The sequence below is a fragment of the Corynebacterium sp. KPL2680 genome, assembly GCF_040225675.1.
Classification (GTDB): Bacteria; Actinomycetota; Actinomycetes; order Mycobacteriales; family Mycobacteriaceae; genus Corynebacterium; species Corynebacterium rhinophilum.
The window spans coordinates 134,813-150,507 of record NZ_JBEHFM010000003.1; the positions used below are offsets into that span (position 1 = coordinate 134,813).

General features: G+C 56.4%; 17 protein-coding genes and 1 tRNA gene. 6 read left to right on the forward strand and 12 right to left on the reverse strand.

Annotated elements, in window-relative coordinates:
* Positions 1–52: 52 nt before the first annotated feature.
* The 3 genes from phoH2 to ABRP66_RS02820 all read right to left on the reverse strand — a co-directional run bounded on the left by phoH2 (position 53) and on the right by ABRP66_RS02820 (position 3,081).
* Positions 53–1,417: an RNA 5'-3' helicase PhoH2 gene (gene phoH2, locus ABRP66_RS02810; RefSeq protein WP_349838314.1), complete on the reverse strand. Its 1,365-nt coding sequence runs from the start codon at positions 1,415–1,417 to the stop codon at positions 53–55.
* A gap of 235 nt (positions 1,418–1,652) precedes the next feature.
* Positions 1,653–2,261: an LGFP repeat-containing protein gene (locus tag ABRP66_RS02815; protein WP_284769948.1), complete on the reverse strand. Its 609-nt coding sequence runs from the start codon at positions 2,259–2,261 to the stop codon at positions 1,653–1,655.
* Positions 2,262–2,406: 145 nt separating this feature from the next.
* Positions 2,407–3,081 carry a LysR family transcriptional regulator substrate-binding protein gene (locus ABRP66_RS02820; RefSeq protein ID WP_284782458.1) on the reverse strand — a complete coding sequence of 225 codons (675 nt, stop codon included), beginning with the start codon at positions 3,079–3,081 and terminating at the stop codon, positions 2,407–2,409.
* A 35-nt stretch (positions 3,082–3,116) separates the two neighbouring features.
* On the opposite strand from ABRP66_RS02820, the gene ABRP66_RS02825 reads away from it, so the two are divergent.
* Positions 3,117–3,509 carry a DUF5997 family protein gene (locus ABRP66_RS02825; RefSeq protein WP_458773836.1) on the forward strand — a complete coding sequence of 131 codons (393 nt, stop codon included), beginning with the start codon at positions 3,117–3,119 and terminating at the stop codon, positions 3,507–3,509.
* Here the strand turns inward: ABRP66_RS02825 and glyA are convergent.
* Positions 3,506–4,789: a serine hydroxymethyltransferase gene (glyA, locus tag ABRP66_RS02830; protein ID WP_284782456.1), complete on the reverse strand. Its 1,284-nt coding sequence runs from the start codon at positions 4,787–4,789 to the stop codon at positions 3,506–3,508. The genes ABRP66_RS02825 and glyA overlap by 4 nt on opposite strands.
* Before the next feature lie 119 nt (positions 4,790–4,908).
* Between glyA and coaA the strand changes: the two genes are divergently transcribed.
* Positions 4,909–5,835, forward strand: a complete 927-nt coding sequence (gene coaA, locus ABRP66_RS02835; protein WP_284769949.1) for a type I pantothenate kinase — start codon at positions 4,909–4,911, stop codon at positions 5,833–5,835.
* 3 nt (positions 5,836–5,838) lie between these two features.
* Here coaA and ABRP66_RS02840 read toward each other — a convergent pair whose 3' ends face one another.
* The 3 genes from ABRP66_RS02840 to mca are packed head-to-tail and all read right to left on the reverse strand — an operon-like array spanning position 5,839 to position 7,833.
* Positions 5,839–6,609, reverse strand: a complete 771-nt coding sequence (locus ABRP66_RS02840; RefSeq protein ID WP_284782455.1) for an isoprenyl transferase — start codon at positions 6,607–6,609, stop codon at positions 5,839–5,841.
* A gap of 18 nt (positions 6,610–6,627) precedes the next feature.
* Positions 6,628–6,939 (reverse strand): hypothetical protein, encoded by a 312-nt coding sequence (locus ABRP66_RS02845; protein WP_284782453.1) that lies wholly within the window; start codon positions 6,937–6,939, stop codon positions 6,628–6,630.
* Between the two features lie 3 nt (positions 6,940–6,942).
* Positions 6,943–7,833 (reverse strand): mycothiol conjugate amidase Mca, encoded by an 891-nt coding sequence (mca, locus tag ABRP66_RS02850; RefSeq protein WP_284782451.1) that lies wholly within the window; start codon positions 7,831–7,833, stop codon positions 6,943–6,945.
* A 92-nt stretch (positions 7,834–7,925) separates the two neighbouring features.
* Here mca and ABRP66_RS02855 point away from each other — a divergent pair, with 92 nt between their 5' ends.
* The 3 genes from ABRP66_RS02855 (at position 7,926) to ABRP66_RS02865 (ending at position 9,367) form a co-directional block, all read left to right on the forward strand.
* Positions 7,926–8,396 (forward strand): DUF4307 domain-containing protein, encoded by a 471-nt coding sequence (locus tag ABRP66_RS02855; protein WP_284782450.1) that lies wholly within the window; start codon positions 7,926–7,928, stop codon positions 8,394–8,396.
* A 120-nt stretch (positions 8,397–8,516) separates the two neighbouring features.
* A complete protein-coding gene (gene greA, locus ABRP66_RS02860) occupies positions 8,517–9,038 on the forward strand; it encodes a transcription elongation factor GreA (protein WP_284769952.1) in 522 nt (173 codons plus the stop codon).
* Between the two features lie 56 nt (positions 9,039–9,094).
* Positions 9,095–9,367 (forward strand): thiamine biosynthesis protein X, encoded by a 273-nt coding sequence (locus ABRP66_RS02865; protein ID WP_284769953.1) that lies wholly within the window; start codon positions 9,095–9,097, stop codon positions 9,365–9,367.
* Between the two features lie 54 nt (positions 9,368–9,421).
* Here ABRP66_RS02865 and ABRP66_RS02870 read toward each other — a convergent pair whose 3' ends face one another.
* From ABRP66_RS02870 to ABRP66_RS02880, 3 genes are all read right to left on the reverse strand, one after another.
* Positions 9,422–11,086 carry a hypothetical protein gene (locus ABRP66_RS02870; protein WP_284782449.1) on the reverse strand — a complete coding sequence of 555 codons (1,665 nt, stop codon included), beginning with the start codon at positions 11,084–11,086 and terminating at the stop codon, positions 9,422–9,424.
* A gap of 307 nt (positions 11,087–11,393) precedes the next feature.
* A complete protein-coding gene (locus ABRP66_RS02875; RefSeq protein ID WP_284782447.1) occupies positions 11,394–12,119 on the reverse strand; it encodes a DUF3558 family protein in 726 nt (241 codons plus the stop codon).
* 370 nt (positions 12,120–12,489) lie between these two features.
* Positions 12,490–13,263: a Bax inhibitor-1/YccA family protein gene (locus ABRP66_RS02880; protein WP_284782445.1), complete on the reverse strand. Its 774-nt coding sequence runs from the start codon at positions 13,261–13,263 to the stop codon at positions 12,490–12,492.
* 515 nt (positions 13,264–13,778) lie between these two features.
* Between ABRP66_RS02880 and ABRP66_RS02885 the strand changes: the two genes are divergently transcribed.
* Positions 13,779–13,943, forward strand: a complete 165-nt coding sequence (locus ABRP66_RS02885) for a hypothetical protein (RefSeq protein WP_284782443.1) — start codon at positions 13,779–13,781, stop codon at positions 13,941–13,943.
* Positions 13,944–14,609: 666 nt separating this feature from the next.
* On the opposite strand, the gene ABRP66_RS02890 is transcribed toward ABRP66_RS02885, so the two are convergent.
* Positions 14,610–14,683 (reverse strand) — tRNA-Leu (locus tag ABRP66_RS02890).
* A gap of 41 nt (positions 14,684–14,724) precedes the next feature.
* Positions 14,725–15,690, reverse strand: coding sequence for a Ppx/GppA phosphatase family protein (locus ABRP66_RS02895; RefSeq protein WP_284850497.1), 966 nt, complete (start codon positions 15,688–15,690; stop codon positions 14,725–14,727).
* Positions 15,691–15,695 lie beyond the last annotated feature (5 nt).

The following is a 15,695-nucleotide window of genomic DNA, read 5'->3' on the forward strand; positions in this document are numbered from 1 at the left end:
AAAGAATTCATTAAATTCGCTGTCTGCGAAATCGCTTTCATCCCGCCCTCACTTAGTCGTTGCCTTCTAATAGATCGGTTACCAGTTCCGCAATGGCGGAGCGCTCCGAACGCTTAAGGGTAATGTGCGAGAAGAGCTCGTGGCCCTTGAGCTTTTCGATGACCGCCTGTACCCCATCGTGGCGGCCCACCCGCAGGTTATCGCGCTGGGCAACGTCGTGGGTGAGCACTACTCGCGAGCCTTCCCCCAAGCGCGAGAGCACGGTGAGCAAAACATTGCGCTCCAATGACTGCGCCTCGTCCACGATAACGAAGGCATCGTGCAGGGACCGGCCGCGGATATGGGTCAGTGGCAGGACCTCGATGAGCCCACGCTGATGAATCTCTTCTAGGACGTTGTCAGATACTAGGCCTTCCAAGGTGTCATAGACCGCTTGAGCCCATGGGTTCATCTTCTCTGATTCAGAGCCCGGCAGGTACCCCAGCGACTGCCCGCCGACGGCGTACATGGGCCGGAAGACCACAATGCGGCGGTGCTCCCCGCGTTCCAAGACAGCCTCCAAGCCTGCGCACAATGCCAACGCTGATTTACCAGTACCGGCCCTACCGCCGATGGAAACGATGCCAACCTCCGGATCCAGCAGCAGATCCAAGGCAATGCGTTGTTCCGCCGAACGCCCCTGCACGCCGAAGGTATTGCGATCGCCGCGCACCAAGCGCACCGCCCCGTCCGGCATGATACGCCCCAAGGCAGATTGCGCGCCGGCAATCAAGGTGATGCCGCAATGCACCGGCAAGTCTTCAACCGGGGTGTCATCGTCCGTGACAACCCCGTCTAGCAGCACTTCCCCATCGCTGTAGAGGGCGTCGATGACATCTGTGGTGGTATAGGCGGTAGCCATACCGGAGTACCCGGTCAAAATGACGTCTTGGGCGTGGTATTCATCGGCCTGCACGCCCACGGCGCCGGCTTTGACGCGCAGCGGCACGTCTTTGGTGACTAAGACCGTGTCCTTGCCCTCGTGCGCCAGGTTCAAGGTGCAGGCCAAGATGCGGTGGTCCCCTTCCGGCCCGCGGAATGCGGCCGGCAAGAGCGACTGGTCTTGGTGGTTAAGCTCTACCCGCAAAGTTCCGCCAGCTACATTTACCGGAACGGGTTGGTCGAGCGCCTCATAGGTAGCGCGCAGCTCTTCCAAAAAGCGAAGAGCTTGGCGGGCGAACCAGCCAAGCTCCGGGTGATGACGTTTTCCTTCTAATTCAGAGATAACCACGACGGGAAGGACGACCTCGTGTTCAGCGAATTTTCGCAACGCCCACGGGTCAGATAATAAGACCGAAGTATCGAGGACATAGGTCTTGGTGGCGATGTCATTATCGGTGGTGCCTGGTGGAGTAGAAAGTACAGAGGGGCGAGTCATGATGGCAGGAATCTTCCTTTGTGAAACGGTAGAAAGCTGTTCTTCCTTGTCTGTCCCCCAATACCGCTAGTGCTGCGATCTCTTGGGGGCTGCCACCCAACCTAAGCACCCAAGGTTGAAATCACATGGGTGGAAGATGAACTTTAAGAAAACGACAAATCCCTGCGGAACAACCCGCAGGGAAAGTGTCGAGAGTGTTCGGCGTGCCGCTTATGCGGCCGCCGAATTTTAGCCTTTAGGCCTCGATATCAGCCTTGAATTGGCCGTCTTCACCCTCAGTCCAGGAGATGGTGCCGTTGCTAAACTCTTGGGTCCAGCCGTTTGCCTCAGTTGCGTCAGCCTCTGGCTTGGTAGGCAGGCCAACGGAAGAGTCGAGGCCACCCTCGTTTACCCAGGTTTCAGCAATCTTGCCGATGACCGGCTGTGCACCAGTCTCCTCAGAGTAGACCAGGTGCTTGCCGCCCTCGAAGGTAGCCAAGGTGCCCTTATCGGAGGACTCTACGCTCTGCACGTCGCCCCACTCTGCCTGCTTTTCCTCGATGGCGGCTGCAAGGTCAGCGGGAACTTCTTCCTCGCCATTTGCAGTAGTGACGGTCTGGGTATCGCCCTTGGCGCCCTCTGCATTATCGTCCTTGGAGCCAGTTGCCTCTGCGGCAGCGGAACCTGCGGCGTCGGTGGCATCGGCTGCGGCAGAGCCGGCAGCATCCGATGCGTCTGCGGCTACGGAGCCAGCGGTATCCTTGGCGTCATCAACGGTATCCTCTGCGTCCGAGCATGCAACGAGAGCAACGGAGAGGGTTGCGGCCGCGAAGCCACCTGCAATACGACGAGTAATCTTGCGCATTTCTAAATCTACCTTTCGCTTTTCAGCCGAAAAACTAGTTCACTGTAGTTTTCAGCCGCCATTGTGGCGAGCGCAACCAACCGTATAGCGATCTGCACTGCCGCGCCACTGTGTGCACCGGGGATTGAGCGGATCAGCTTTCAGTTCATCGCCGTTTGCGCTGCTTAGGGCGCTTCTTCTGCTTTTGTAACGGATTGTTAACAATCCTTCGAGACTGTTTGGCTTTAGCTTTTTCGCGGGCTGTGCGCTTCGGTTTTTCCTGCCTGGAGGAGCGGGCGGTGCGGCCCTTAGCGATGCCCACAAAATCCTGAATGGCCTCGCTATCCTCCGCCTTTCGCCAGACCAAGGCGATCTCGGTGACCGGTACCTCGCTGCCCTTCAGCGCAAGCGGAACCACCTGTTTCTTGCTGAGGATTTTTAATAGCGGCAGCGGTGCGATGGCGATCCCCACATTGGCTGCAACCACCTGCAGGGCTTCGCGTACGGCGGCGATATCGACCTCACCTGCCTCGGTGAGGCGGTAGTTGAGGTGCTCATCGGAGACATCGGCAAGCGCCAGCTCCTCACCCACCTCCGCATAAACGGAGTCTTTTGGAACCGCGATGCCGGGGGCCTCCTCATAAAGGCGGACCACGTGGAAGGAGTCATCCACGCGCGCATCCGGCAGGCGCGTTAACGCCAGATCCACGCGACCTGCGAGCAATTCCGCCATGCCGTCATCCGCATCGATGGTAGATAAACCGCCGTGCGCAGTATTGTCCTGAAATCTCTGAAACCATTTTCCAGGTTCCGTACCGGTCACAAAGGCTAAGCGCAGCATGGAGCACAGTCTACTGAAAGTGCTACGGTTAAACCGTGAGTGAACAACATAACCAACAGCAACCGTCCGGTACCGCAATGCGCGCGCAGACCGCCGCTAAAAAGCTGAATATCTATCTGCCCGCCGCGCCCGAAGAATTTCAAAATAGCGCGGTAAGCCACGAAGAACTGCGCGAATTGCAGCACAATCCCCCACAGTGGCTGCAAACGCTGCGCCGCGAAGGCCCCCACCCCCGGCAGGAAGTTGCCCACAAGCTGGGCATTTCTGTCACCGCATTAAAGAAGAATGACATGGATAAGCCGCTGACCACTGCGGAAATCAGCGAGCTTTTGGAAAAACAGCCGGAGTGGCTGCAGCAAGCCCGCGCCACGCTGGCGCAGGCTCGCGGGCACGACGTCAACGAGGACGCCGCAGAGGATAAGGCCTAAACCAGCTTCCAGTCCTCGAGGCCTTCATACAGCGGGTAGTGCTCGGCGATTTTATCGACGCGACGGCGAAGTGCCTCAACATCGGCGCTATTGCCCTGTGCCAAGGCGGTGCCGATGACATCGGCAACCTCGGTAAAGGCTTCCGCATCAAGGCCGCGGGTGGCCAGGGCGGAGGTGCCGATGCGCAGGCCCGAGGTGACCATCGGCGGGCGAGGATCGTTCGGGACCGCATTGCGGTTGACGGTGATTCCTACCTGGTGCAACAGGTCTTCTGCCTGCTGACCATCGAGCTGCGAATTGCGCAGATCAACCAGGACGAGGTGGACATCAGTGCCACCGGATACAACGTCCACGCCAGCTGCCTGCGTATCTTCCGCCAAGAGGCGATCAGCCAGAATGCGGGCGCCCTCAAGGGTGCGCTCCTGGCGCTCCTTGAATTCCTCGCTGGCCGCAATCTTCATAGAAATAGCCTTTGCAGCGACCGCGTGCATCAACGGTCCACCCTGCTGGCCTGGGAAGACATTGGAGTTCAGCTTCTTTGCATATTCCTGCTTGGCCAAGATCATGCCGGATCGCGGACCGCCCAGGGTCTTGTGCACGGTGGTGGAGACGATATCGGCGTGCTCCACTGGGTTCGGGTGCAGGCCTGCGGCAACCAGACCCGCGAAGTGGGCCATGTCAACCCACAGGTAAGCGCCCACCTCATCTGCAATCTCGCGGAAGGCCGCGAAATCCAGGGTGCGCGGGTACGCGGACCAACCGCCGATGATGACCTTTGGCTTCTCCTTTAGCGCCTGTTCGCGCAGCTTATCCATGTCCACGCGCATGGTCTCTGGGTCCACACCATACGCCGCGACATCGTAAAGCTTGCCGGAGAAGTTCAACTTCATCCCGTGGGTCAGGTGTCCACCATGCGCCAAGGACAGGCCGAGGATTTTATCGCCCGGTTCCGCGATGCTGGCCAGGACTGCGGCATTAGCCTGCGCGCCGGAATGTGGCTGCACGTTGGCAAATTCCGCGTTGAAGAGCGCCTTCGCACGGTCGCGGGCGAGATCCTCAACAATATCGACGTGCTCACAGCCGCCGTAGTAACGACGCCCTGGGTATCCCTCGGCGTACTTATTGGTCAGGACAGAACCCTGTGCCTGCAAGACGGCGCGCGGCACGAAGTTTTCAGAAGCAATCATTTCTAGAGTTTCGCGCTGGCGGGAAATTTCTCCCTGGATAGCGCCGAAAACATCGGGGTCAAGATCGCGCAGGTCAGTATTGAAAGAAGCCATATAAGACTAGTCCTCTTCTCGGTAGGAAGCAGTATGAACTATTACATATCATAACCTTTCGGCTACCTTACAGGGGGCAAATTTTTAATTCCCTTATCATCGCGTGCGACAATTAAGCTATGGCGCGCAACCTGGATTCAAGCCCCTACCTCGACTTTGACCGCGAAACCTGGCGTGATCTTCGCAAATCCATGCCACAGGTGTTGACAGAAAACGAACTAGAAGAGCTACGCGGCATCGGCGATCGCATTGATTTGGACGAGGTGGCAGACGTCTACCTCCCCCTCTCCCGCCTTATCCACATGCAGGTCACCGCCCGGCAGCAACTCACCGCCGCCACCGAAGCCTTCTTGGGCAACCCTCCCACGCACGTGCCTTTCGTCATCGGCGTAGGCGGTTCCGTGGCCGTTGGTAAATCCACCACCGCCCGCCTCCTCCAAGTGCTCCTACAGCGCTGGGACTCTCACCCGAAGGTGGACCTGGTGACCACGGACGGGTTCCTCTTTCCCACCCAAACGCTTAAAGACCGCGGACTGATGAAGCGCAAGGGCTTCCCCGAATCCTACGACCGCCGCGCACTTATGCGCTTTGTTACCGACGTCAAATCCGGAAAACCCGTGGTTAAAGCACCGCTGTATTCGCATATCACCTATGACATCGTCAAAGATCGCTATCAAGAGGTCAACCAGCCGGATATCTTAATCTTGGAAGGCCTCAACGTCCTCCAAACCAGCCCCACCTTAACCATCGCGGATCTTTTTGATTTCTCCGTCTACGTCGATGCCCGCACGGACGATATTGAGCAGTGGTACATCGACCGCTTCCTCACGCTGCGCCACACCGAATTCCGCAGGCCCAATGCTCACTTCGCTGCTTATGCCGATATGAACGATGAGCAGGCGCGCGCCCAAGCCCGCGAGATTTGGCAATCCATTAACCTGCCAAATTTGGTGGAAAATATCCTGCCCACCCGCGTGCGCGCATCCCTGGTATTGAAGAAGGGATCGCATCACCTCGTCGAAAAGGTGCGGATGCGAAAAATCTAGCCGCTATTTGCCAAAGCGGCGCGAACGCTGCGAATAATCACGCAGCGCGCGCAGGAAATCTACCTTCCGGAACGCCGGCCAATAGGTATCGGTGAACCAAATTTCTGAATAGGCTGCTTGCCACAGGAGGAATCCGGAGAGTCGCTGCTCACCGGAGGTGCGGATCACCAAGTCCGGGTCCGGCAGGCCCTTGGTATAAAGGTGTTCCGTAATCGAATCCGCGGTGACTCGGTCCGCCATCTCGGCCGCGCTCGTGCCCTTTTCGGCCTCGCTGCGCACCAGCTTCTGAACGGCATCGACGATTTCTTGGCGCCCACCGTAGCCCACGGCCACATTGACGATGACGCCTTGGTTATCCTTGGTTTCCTCAGCGGCGTCAACCATGCGCTGGGTTACCGGCGCGGGCAATAAATCTAAGTTACCCACAAGGCGCACCTGGCAATCCAAATCCCCCTGGGACAAATGCGTGACCACATCAGAGATGATGTTAAAAAGCAGCTGCACTTCCTGCTGGCTGCGCTTCAAGTTCTCCGTGGACAAGAGGTAGATGGTGACTACCTCAATATCGGTATCACGGCACCACGCGATCATCTCCCCAATTTTCTTCGCCCCCTGGCGGTGACCGTGGCTGATATCCGTAAAACCGGCTTCCCGCGCCCAGCGGCGGTTGCCGTCAGCCATGATCGCCACGTGCTTCGGCTGCGGTCTGCCCTTGATAAGCCGCACGAGGCGTGCTTCATACAAGGGGTACATCAGCCGCTTGAGAAATGTCACGTTGATTACTCCAACCGGCTAGAAAATCGACTTCTTGCGGTTATCGTAAAGGCCAGCTTCCTTGAGCGCCGCATCCACTGCCTCTTCGTCGAATGGATCGATTCCGTGGTCTTCAGCGAACATAGTGCGCCGACGGAAGCGCGAAAAGCGACGGTGGAAATTCCAACCCGCTACCAGCACGGCAACGCCCAAGATGGCCAAGATAAGCAGCCCGATGGGCGAGGCTTTACCAAACTCGGGACCCATCGGCCCGCCCTCTGCACCTTCTGTGCCTTGCGCAAGAACAGTGACATTGTGCGCAGCCAAGAAAAGGGAGTCATAGACGCTCATGCTTTAAGTCTCCTCGTTCTTTTCAATGCCCGCAAATAAATCATTTTCTGGCAGCGAGGTCGATACCCTGGTCTTGGCTAATTCAAACTCCTCCGTTGGCCACAAGCGCTGTTGGACCTCCACGGAGGTAGCCAAGAATGCGCCCGCAGGATCGATCTGCGTCGCGTGCGCCCGCAGCGCATCATCACGGTTTTGGAAGTAATCGGCACACTCCACCTGCGTGGTAACGCGGGCCATAATATCGCCGAAAGCCGTGTCCCAACGCGCCAGCATAGGACCGTACGGGCTGGGCTTACCCTCCTCAAGGAGAAGATCGTGGAACATCTTCATACGCTGGTACACAAAGCCATGCGAATAATACAGCTTCAGCGGCTCGAAGGGCTCGCCCAGTTCTGGGTGGTAAGAGGCGTCACCGGCCTTTTCCCACGCAATCATGGAGGCTCGGTGAACCATGAGGTGGTCTGGGTGCGGGTAGCCGCCATTTTCGTCATAGGTAATGATGACCTGCGGGCGGAATGAACGGATAACGCGCACCATTTCCTGGGCCGCTGCATCATCGCCCATCAGGGCAAAGCAGCCTTCCGGCAAGAGCTCTTCCATGCTCTTGCCTTCCTCAGGATCTGGCAGGCCGGAATCAACGTGGCCTAACCACTGGTGTTGGACCCCAAGCGCGCGGGCTGCCTTAGCCATTTCCTCGCGGCGCACCTCAGCCATGTTTTCCTTGACGCCAGGACGGTCCATAGCCGGGTTAATAATGTCACCGCGTTCACCACCGGTGCAGGTCAGCACCATTACATCCGCACCTTCTGCTGCGTAACGGGCCGTTGTCGCAGCACCCTTGGAGGATTCATCATCCGGGTGTGCGTGGATTGCTAGGAGGCGAAAGTCGCTCACTGAAAATCCATCCCCTTTAAAACTAGCTTTTAGAACAGACCACTATCTTAGTAGATAATGGGAAAATGGTACTCCTCGGTTAAAGTAGGGCTATGACTTCCGCCGGAAATTCTCGCTCCGCCGCGCGCTACGGCTCGCGCGATAAATCACAAAAGAACTCTGGTAGCTGGGCCAATAAGGCGCTGGTGTTAATTTTCGCCGCCATGCTCGTCACCCTTCTCTACTACGGCTTCCAGTATTTTCGGGAAAAAGAATCCGTCAATGCTCAGATTTCTATGGTCACTCAAGAGGTTCTGAGCGATGACACCACGCGCGTCTGGGTCGACGTAACCCGCAATCACACCGATGAGGATGCTTACTGCATCGTGCAGGCTTACGATTATTCCAAATCCGAGGTAGGCCGCCGCGAATTTGCCGTTCCCGCTGGCGGAAATGAGACGCATCGCATTGCCGTCGATGTCCCCACCAATGCCCGCGCCGTCGCCGGTGGAGCCTATGGTTGCTCCGGCAATATCCCGGATTACCTGGATATAGACAATCCCGACTACGCGGAAAGTCGCTAGCCCCATGTGCTAGGATTTGTACAGCCTAGAACTGGGCAATTGCCTGGTTGCATACTTAACTTCGGTCCCGCCATCATCGCAGGACTTTGACCACTATTCCACAGCACGGAAGGTTTTAGAATGGCTGAGCAGCAAAAGCAGTACATCACCCCAGAAACCAAGGCAAAGCTCGAGACCGAGCTGCAGGAACTCATCGATCACCGCCCAGAGGTGGCAGCGGAAATCAATGAGCGCCGCGAAGAGGGCGACCTGAAAGAAAACGCCGGCTACGACGCCGCCCGCGAGATGCAGGACCAGGAAGAGGCCCGCATCAAGCAGATTTCTGAGCTGCTGGCCAACTCCACCACCGAGCGTGGCACCATGCAGGAAGGCGTTGCCTACACCGGCAGCGTTGTTCACGTGTACTACAACGGCGACAAGAACGATAAGGAAACCTTCCTCATCGGTACCCGCGCCGCTGCGACCGATAACAAGGACCTAGAGACCTACTCCGAGCAGTCCCCGCTGGGCGCCGCCATCATCGGTGCACAGGAGGGTGAAACCCGCGAGTACTCCGCACCAAACGGAAAGACCATTTCGGTAACCATCGAATCGGCTGCCCCATACGATTCCGCCAAGGCCGCCACCCCGCGCGAATCCTAATTTCCTCCTCCCACCTCATTACCGCCTTCACTACTCTGGAGAAAGAGCACATCCCCATGAAGAAATTCTCCCGTTTCGCCACCGCTGGTTTAGTTTTTACCGCCGGCCTTTCCTTGGCCGCATGCCACCCGCCGAACGAACAGGATTCTGAATCCGGCAAGATCGACAACGCATCGACCTTCACCGGCGAGGCGCCGGCACAGAAGAATGACGAGACGACTTCATCTGCTGTCACCACCGAACCCGGGGTGGATTCGGAGGGCCTGCAGAACGGGGTCGAGGAACCTGTGCAGCAGCCAAACGCCACCGCGACGCAACTGCCACAATAAAAGAAATGGGCTGAAGGATACTATCCTTCAGCCTTTCCTTTCCCGATTCGCTGCCTAGGATTCTCGCGCCCAATTGCCGATAACCCCAGGCACAACAGCCGGTGGTTCTCCCAACAGATCTCGCTTATTAGGATCGCGCTCAACTTGAGTCGTTACCGCCTTCACCCGGTTCTTGTCATTTCCCTGACCCCGGGTTCCCATCATTGGCGCAAAGGCTCGCATACCTGCTGCTGGCCTTGCGGCGCCAGATTTGGCACCGGGGTTATTGATGGCGCCTCCCCCGCGCACCACAGCTTCGCGCACAGCTCCCCTTTCAAGGTGTCCCCGGCTACCGTTACCACCGCTGCTATTGCCAGCAGATTCGCCTGCCCCGCGAGGAAGCGCGCCTCCCACACCGCGAGCGCCGACGCTCTCACCGGAGCCACCACGCAAAGCTGCTCCGCCGCGCGCAGTGGTTCCGCCAGCACCTAGTCCTGGGGCGGAATTTACGAGTGCACCCATGTTTCCGCCTACGCCAGAACCAGGCCTTCCACCCGTGCCCAAGGCCCCGCTACCGAGCCCGGCCGTTGGATTGAATCCGCCACCGCGGAGCGCGCCAGGATTTCCACTTCCAGCTCGCCCGCCGAGGCCAGGACCACCCGCTGCACCGGCAATACCGGTTCCTGTGCCTACCCCGGATCCGGCTCCGGTACCAGAACCTGTTCCACGTCCAGCACCAAGCGGTGCTCCCATCCCGGTAGAACCGAGTCCACCGCTACCACTGCCAGCTCCAGCGCCAATACCCGCGGTACCGGGAGCGGCACCTGCCGTTGGCATAGATCCTAAGTGGCCATGCGATGCCGTCGCCCCAGGAAGTGAGGCCCCACTGGTTGCGATATCGCGACCGCTGATATCTATACCGTCGCCCACACCTAGCTCAGAAAGCGCCCTTCTGCCATCTGCATGCAATTGCTCCTGGAACGCGGCAGTTTCCTCCGGAGTTATGCCGACGGATTCCAAATCATGGACCGTACCATTAGCCACGTCAAAGTTTCCCGGTCCCACATCGCCGCGAGCAATAGCTTCCTGAATTGCACGCGGCCACACGACGTTGTCGGTGTTATATTTCTGGCCATCGCCCTCTACGCCTGACAAACCAGCATCTACGCCGCCTCCTCCAGAGGCCGGCGACTGTTCCATCAGCGGATGTTGATTAGGCATTGCGTCGATAGCAAACCTCTGAAGATCCGGTTGGAGCTTTGCCAACGCCGCCTTCTCTGCGACTTTTCGCTTTGCTGGGTCAGGGATTTTCATAATATCCATCGCCATGGCCATCGCCGAAGGCTGAATCATCATCAACCGCGAGTGGAACCCAGTAAGCTTTTCTCCCATTGCTGCGGCATTGGCCACAAAGTGCTTCCCCGAGGCTGCCACTTCCCTAATCTTCGCTGCCGCCCGGGACGTGGTTTCGCTGTCATTCTCACTTTCCAAAGACCCCGCGGCTTGTTCAAGCCCACTCACGATCTCCCGAACCTCAGAACCTAACGACGCCCAGCGTGCATTAGCTTCAGACACGCTCCAAATCTGCGTTGACATCAAGTCCGTCGCCAACTTGGTAATCGATGTACCGACGTTAACTACCGGAGGAGTAAAGGCGAAGGGGCTATACCCCGGCTCAGGCTGGTCCATAATCGGCATCGATTCAACACCAATCTCACCACCCGCATCAGCGATATCCATCGCCCTACTATTTGCAGTTTCTTGGGCTTCAAAGCCTCGAGCTTCTCGGGAAAGAGCCTGCGACAACCATTCGACTTGCGAGGCATAGTCCAGGAGCGTCCCTTTAGCCGAACCTGGGTCGGTGGTAAGTGCCCTTTCGTGCACACCCCCTACGTGATCAATTCCCGACACATTCGAAAAGCCCGAATTAAGCGGGCTATTTACTCGGTCCTTTAGTGACTGAGCTCGACGGTATAGATCAGATATTATGCTGGTATTTCGTTGTAGATTTTTGACACTAACAAGCATGTTTCCCCCAAAAACACGACTATTGTTTGAGATTAGTAATGAGTTCAGCAGCCAATTGACATCTCTTCATTGCACTTGACTGTGGTGTGACATCATTTATGCCGACGGTAATCGTTCCTCGGCTGGTAGAAAGATATCCATTACACTGGGAATCTTTAAAAAGCTCAGAGTTAAATAGGTGAATACCTTCGATATCTGCTGTTTCATCTTTTTGTCGAAGATCTTCATTTAACTCTAGCCCATCAATAGCAGTTGAATCACTAGCTGCAGAGACTAGAATGCTTTCAGAAAAATTCCTCCCATTCGATGCAAAATTGCAAAAATAGTGCCCCGATTCTTTTCGATAATCGAGTATTCGTGGTTCTAAACCAATTTCCTCCAGCCTGTCCGGTGGAATCTCCGTACATGGATCGAATAGCTCGAAATCTGGATCAGCAGGATCAAATTCTCCCGGAGGCGGTAGTACCCCGGAATCCTCATCTCCCGTGGCGCCGGTCTCCCCCCGAAGACCGGCGCCGGCCTTCGAATTCTCGTCTTCGGAGTGCTCCGAATCCCCCGGATTGTCTTCCACATCATCCCCCTGGCTCCCGTTGGCATTACCCGCGCCATCGACCGAACTAGTGCCATCAGTTTCTGCCGTCATCGCGGCATCTTCTGATGCGCTCTTCGAGCCGACTTCCGCAGCGCAGCCACTCAGCGCGACCGAGCTGACTACCAGCGCTGCTACGGTTGCCTGACGTTTCACAACAATCCCTCGGTTACTCCTTCTAGACGAGCTGGAACGAGGAGAAAAATAGAGGAGAGAACTCTCTACCTTCCGGTTTCCCGTTCCCGCCACATAGCATGCATGAATCGCGTAAAAATTTCTTGCCGAGCCCGCAAATTAATCACTATTTAACTATTTCATTTATCTCACACACCACATTTATAACTTTCCAAATGGTGAAATTTGCTGCTCATTAGCTGTCTTAAGCCTGAATGTCCTCTCCTACCCGCTTAAAGGCTAAAGAACGGCTTAATACCCCCTGAATTACCCCAATAATTACAGGCCTGTAAGCCAAACGCGGACACAAAAATGGCCCGCACCGTAGTGCGGGCCGAAAGCACGGAGAGGCTTAGTTGCGCTGAACGTAGCTCAACAGCCGAAGGATTTCGGTGTAGAGCCAGACCAAGGTCACGGCCAAGCCGAGGGCTACGCCCCATGCCTGCTTGGCAGGAGCGCCGGCACGGATAAGGCGGTCTGCTTGGTCAAAATCGGTCAGGAAGGACAGAGCAGCCAAGACAATGCAGACCAAGGAGAAGATGATGGCGAGGGGGCCACCATCGCGCAGCGGGTTGAAGTCGAAGAAGATGGCACCCAAGAAGTTAGCGAGAGCCATTACCGCGACACCTGCAATGAGGCCGACCAAAATCTTAGTGAACTTTGGAGTGACCTTTACTGCACCAGTCTTGTAGACAATAAGCATCCCGATGAATACACCGATGGTGCCGACGATTGCCTGACCAATCAGTGCCATGCCATTAGAACCACCGATGGTGCTGTTGGCGAAGACGAAGGAGAAGCCACCAACGAAAAAGCCTTCGAATACTGCGTAGATGAGGGTCGCAGCCGGAGAACCCCACTTACGGCCAAAGGAGGCCACGAGTACGGTGATGAATCCGCCGATACCACCGACCAGCATAAGCATCATGGCGGTGCTTGGGTTCATGGTGCCTAGGTAGAAGTTGATAGCAGCGGCCACGATAATGATGCCGAGGGTGATGCCCGTCTTGGTGACGACGTCATCCACGGTCATGGGGCGAGGGGCTTCGCTCGCGTAGCCGGAGCCGGGGTTCTGCTGCTGGCTAGTTTCAGTTAGCGAGGTCATAACCGGATTGCTTGAACGCACGGTTGTCCTTTCTCAGTGATGTACGAATCATCTTTCTCATCTAGATCAACGTCATCACGCCTCACAAAGTTCCTCATTTAGAATAATTTGTTCAAGATTCTCGGAAATTTATACAGTGGGTGTCCATTCCCCGGGCAGGCACACGCAAGCGTTCTTTACTTGGACAGTTTTTGGACACCCCAGTAGCTCGGGCAGCTGGAGCGTCACAGGTTTTTCCGTTTGCGTGGATTGGAAAACCTGGAAGGTGCCGAGAATATCTAATCAAACTGCGAAAATTGGATGGTCCAAGCGGACCGCGCCAATTTGGCATTATCAGCGAGACTCCGTCGTGTCATACTAGTCATGCTGGCTTATTTCCTTATACAGGTCTGGAGCCTATACACAAACCATCGGATAGCCTCAGTAAAATTGGTGGGAAACACCACAAATTACTCCTAAAGCGCTGGATAGACCTATTATCTAGCACCCTGGGGCACACCAAATTTACCGAAAGGACACATTACAGTGACATTACAGTGACATTGAAACAGGCCTCCGCCGTCGCAGGCATCGTTGTCGCCACCGCGTACTCGATAATTGCTGATTCACCCATCTGGCTCCTGGTCGTGGGGCTCGCTGCACTATCCGGCTACAACCTAGCCACAGCGACCGCTCAACAAAGGAAAAACCGTACAGCCTAAAATTACTGACGCAGGTCCAGACAAGGAGCTGTGAGCCGCCGGGGATTGGGCTGCACACGTCTTTGGCTCGCAGATGAGGTGCAAGAATGGCATGCGAACAGGCTGGGCTCTCCCAGCCAGTTCAAATGCTGGGCTCAGCCATACGAAAAGTCTCGAAACACCATAGGAGCGATGTCTCGAGACTTCACACGGTGCCCCCAGTGGTGTCTGGTTCCATGACATCGTTCCGCATGTCTCATGAGATCGTTCCGGTTCGTCCTGCAAGAATGTCTCACCACATCGATCCGGCAGACAACCCATGGATGAAAAATGCCCCAACTGGGCAAAAAGGAATGTCTCGAGACATCGTTCCAACAAGGTCATAGGGCGTAAACGTCAAGCAGATAGTTACACGTACCTTAAGCTCAGCTTCCACCGAAGATAGCAGGCACGCGAGAGGCCCAAAAGTGCCTCGTCGCAAAGTTCTGGCGCCCGCAGAACCTGCATCAAAGCCTTACACATTCCGCACCGAACAGTCCTTCGCCCGGGCAGATTCCATCGGGCGTCGACGATCCATGAATCGGGAAATTAAGCCACAAAGATCCTAAAGTTTTGAACATTTTTGGGCACCGCAAAAAAGAAAAATCTCGAGACACCATAGGAACGATGTCTCGAGACTTCACACGGTGCCCCCAGTGGGACTCGAACCCACACTGAATCGATTTTAAGTCGACTGCCTCTGCCGATTGGGCTATGGGGGCGGGGTGCAAGGAATAGTGTAGAACACTATTCCTAAAAAGAGTTAATGAGGGGTAGATTCACTAACCAGACCAGCAATGATGCCGTCCAGGATGTCTTTTTCGCTGATAAAGAAGCTGCGTGCATCGCTGGTTCGCTCGATAAGCTGCATGATTCCCTCAACGGCTACTGCCCCACCGCCGATGACATCGGCGCGGCCAGGGTGAATGACGGGATTCAGGGCGCGTTCCTCGGAAGGGATGCTGACGAGTTGCTTGAGCAGCACCCGCAGGGCATCGAAACGCAGCTCCGAGCCATGGATCGCATCGGCATCATAGCGCTCTAGGCCCTGTGCCAAGGCGGATAGCGTGGTGAACGTGCCGGCACAGCCCACAATGGTGCGCGCCTTGGACATGGGGACGATCTTTTCTACCTCGCCCATGCGCTCTGCTACGTATTCAGAGGCGATTTCAACCTCTGATTCCGTGGGCGGGTCGGTGCGCATGATGCGTTCTGTCAGGCGCACACAGCCCATGTACGCAGAGTGCGAACCTAGAATCTCTTCATCCGCGGTACCCACGACGAATTCGGTAGAACCGCCGCCCAAGTCAATGACGCAGAAGGGGCCGCAGTCAGGCTCCATATCGGCTACCGCGCCGTTGAAAGACAGGAGTGCTTCTTCTTCGCCGGAGATAACCTCCGCCTTGGCACCGGATTCAATCTGGCCCAAAAGTTCAGCAGTCATATCGAAAAATTCCTGCTGATTCTTTGCATCGCGGGTGGCACTGGTTGCCACCATGCGCACGCGGGTGACCTTTTCGAACTTCATCTGGCGCACATAGCCTTCCAAGGCCACACGGGCGCGCTCTAAGGCATCGGGCGCGATTTCACCCGTTGCATCCACACCTTGGCCCAGGCGAATGATTTCCATGGTGCGGGTGATATCGCGCACCTTGCCGTCTTCATCAATCTCAGAAATGAGCAGACGAATGGAATTGGTACCGCAGTCAATCGCTGCCACGCGAGTCATGTCTT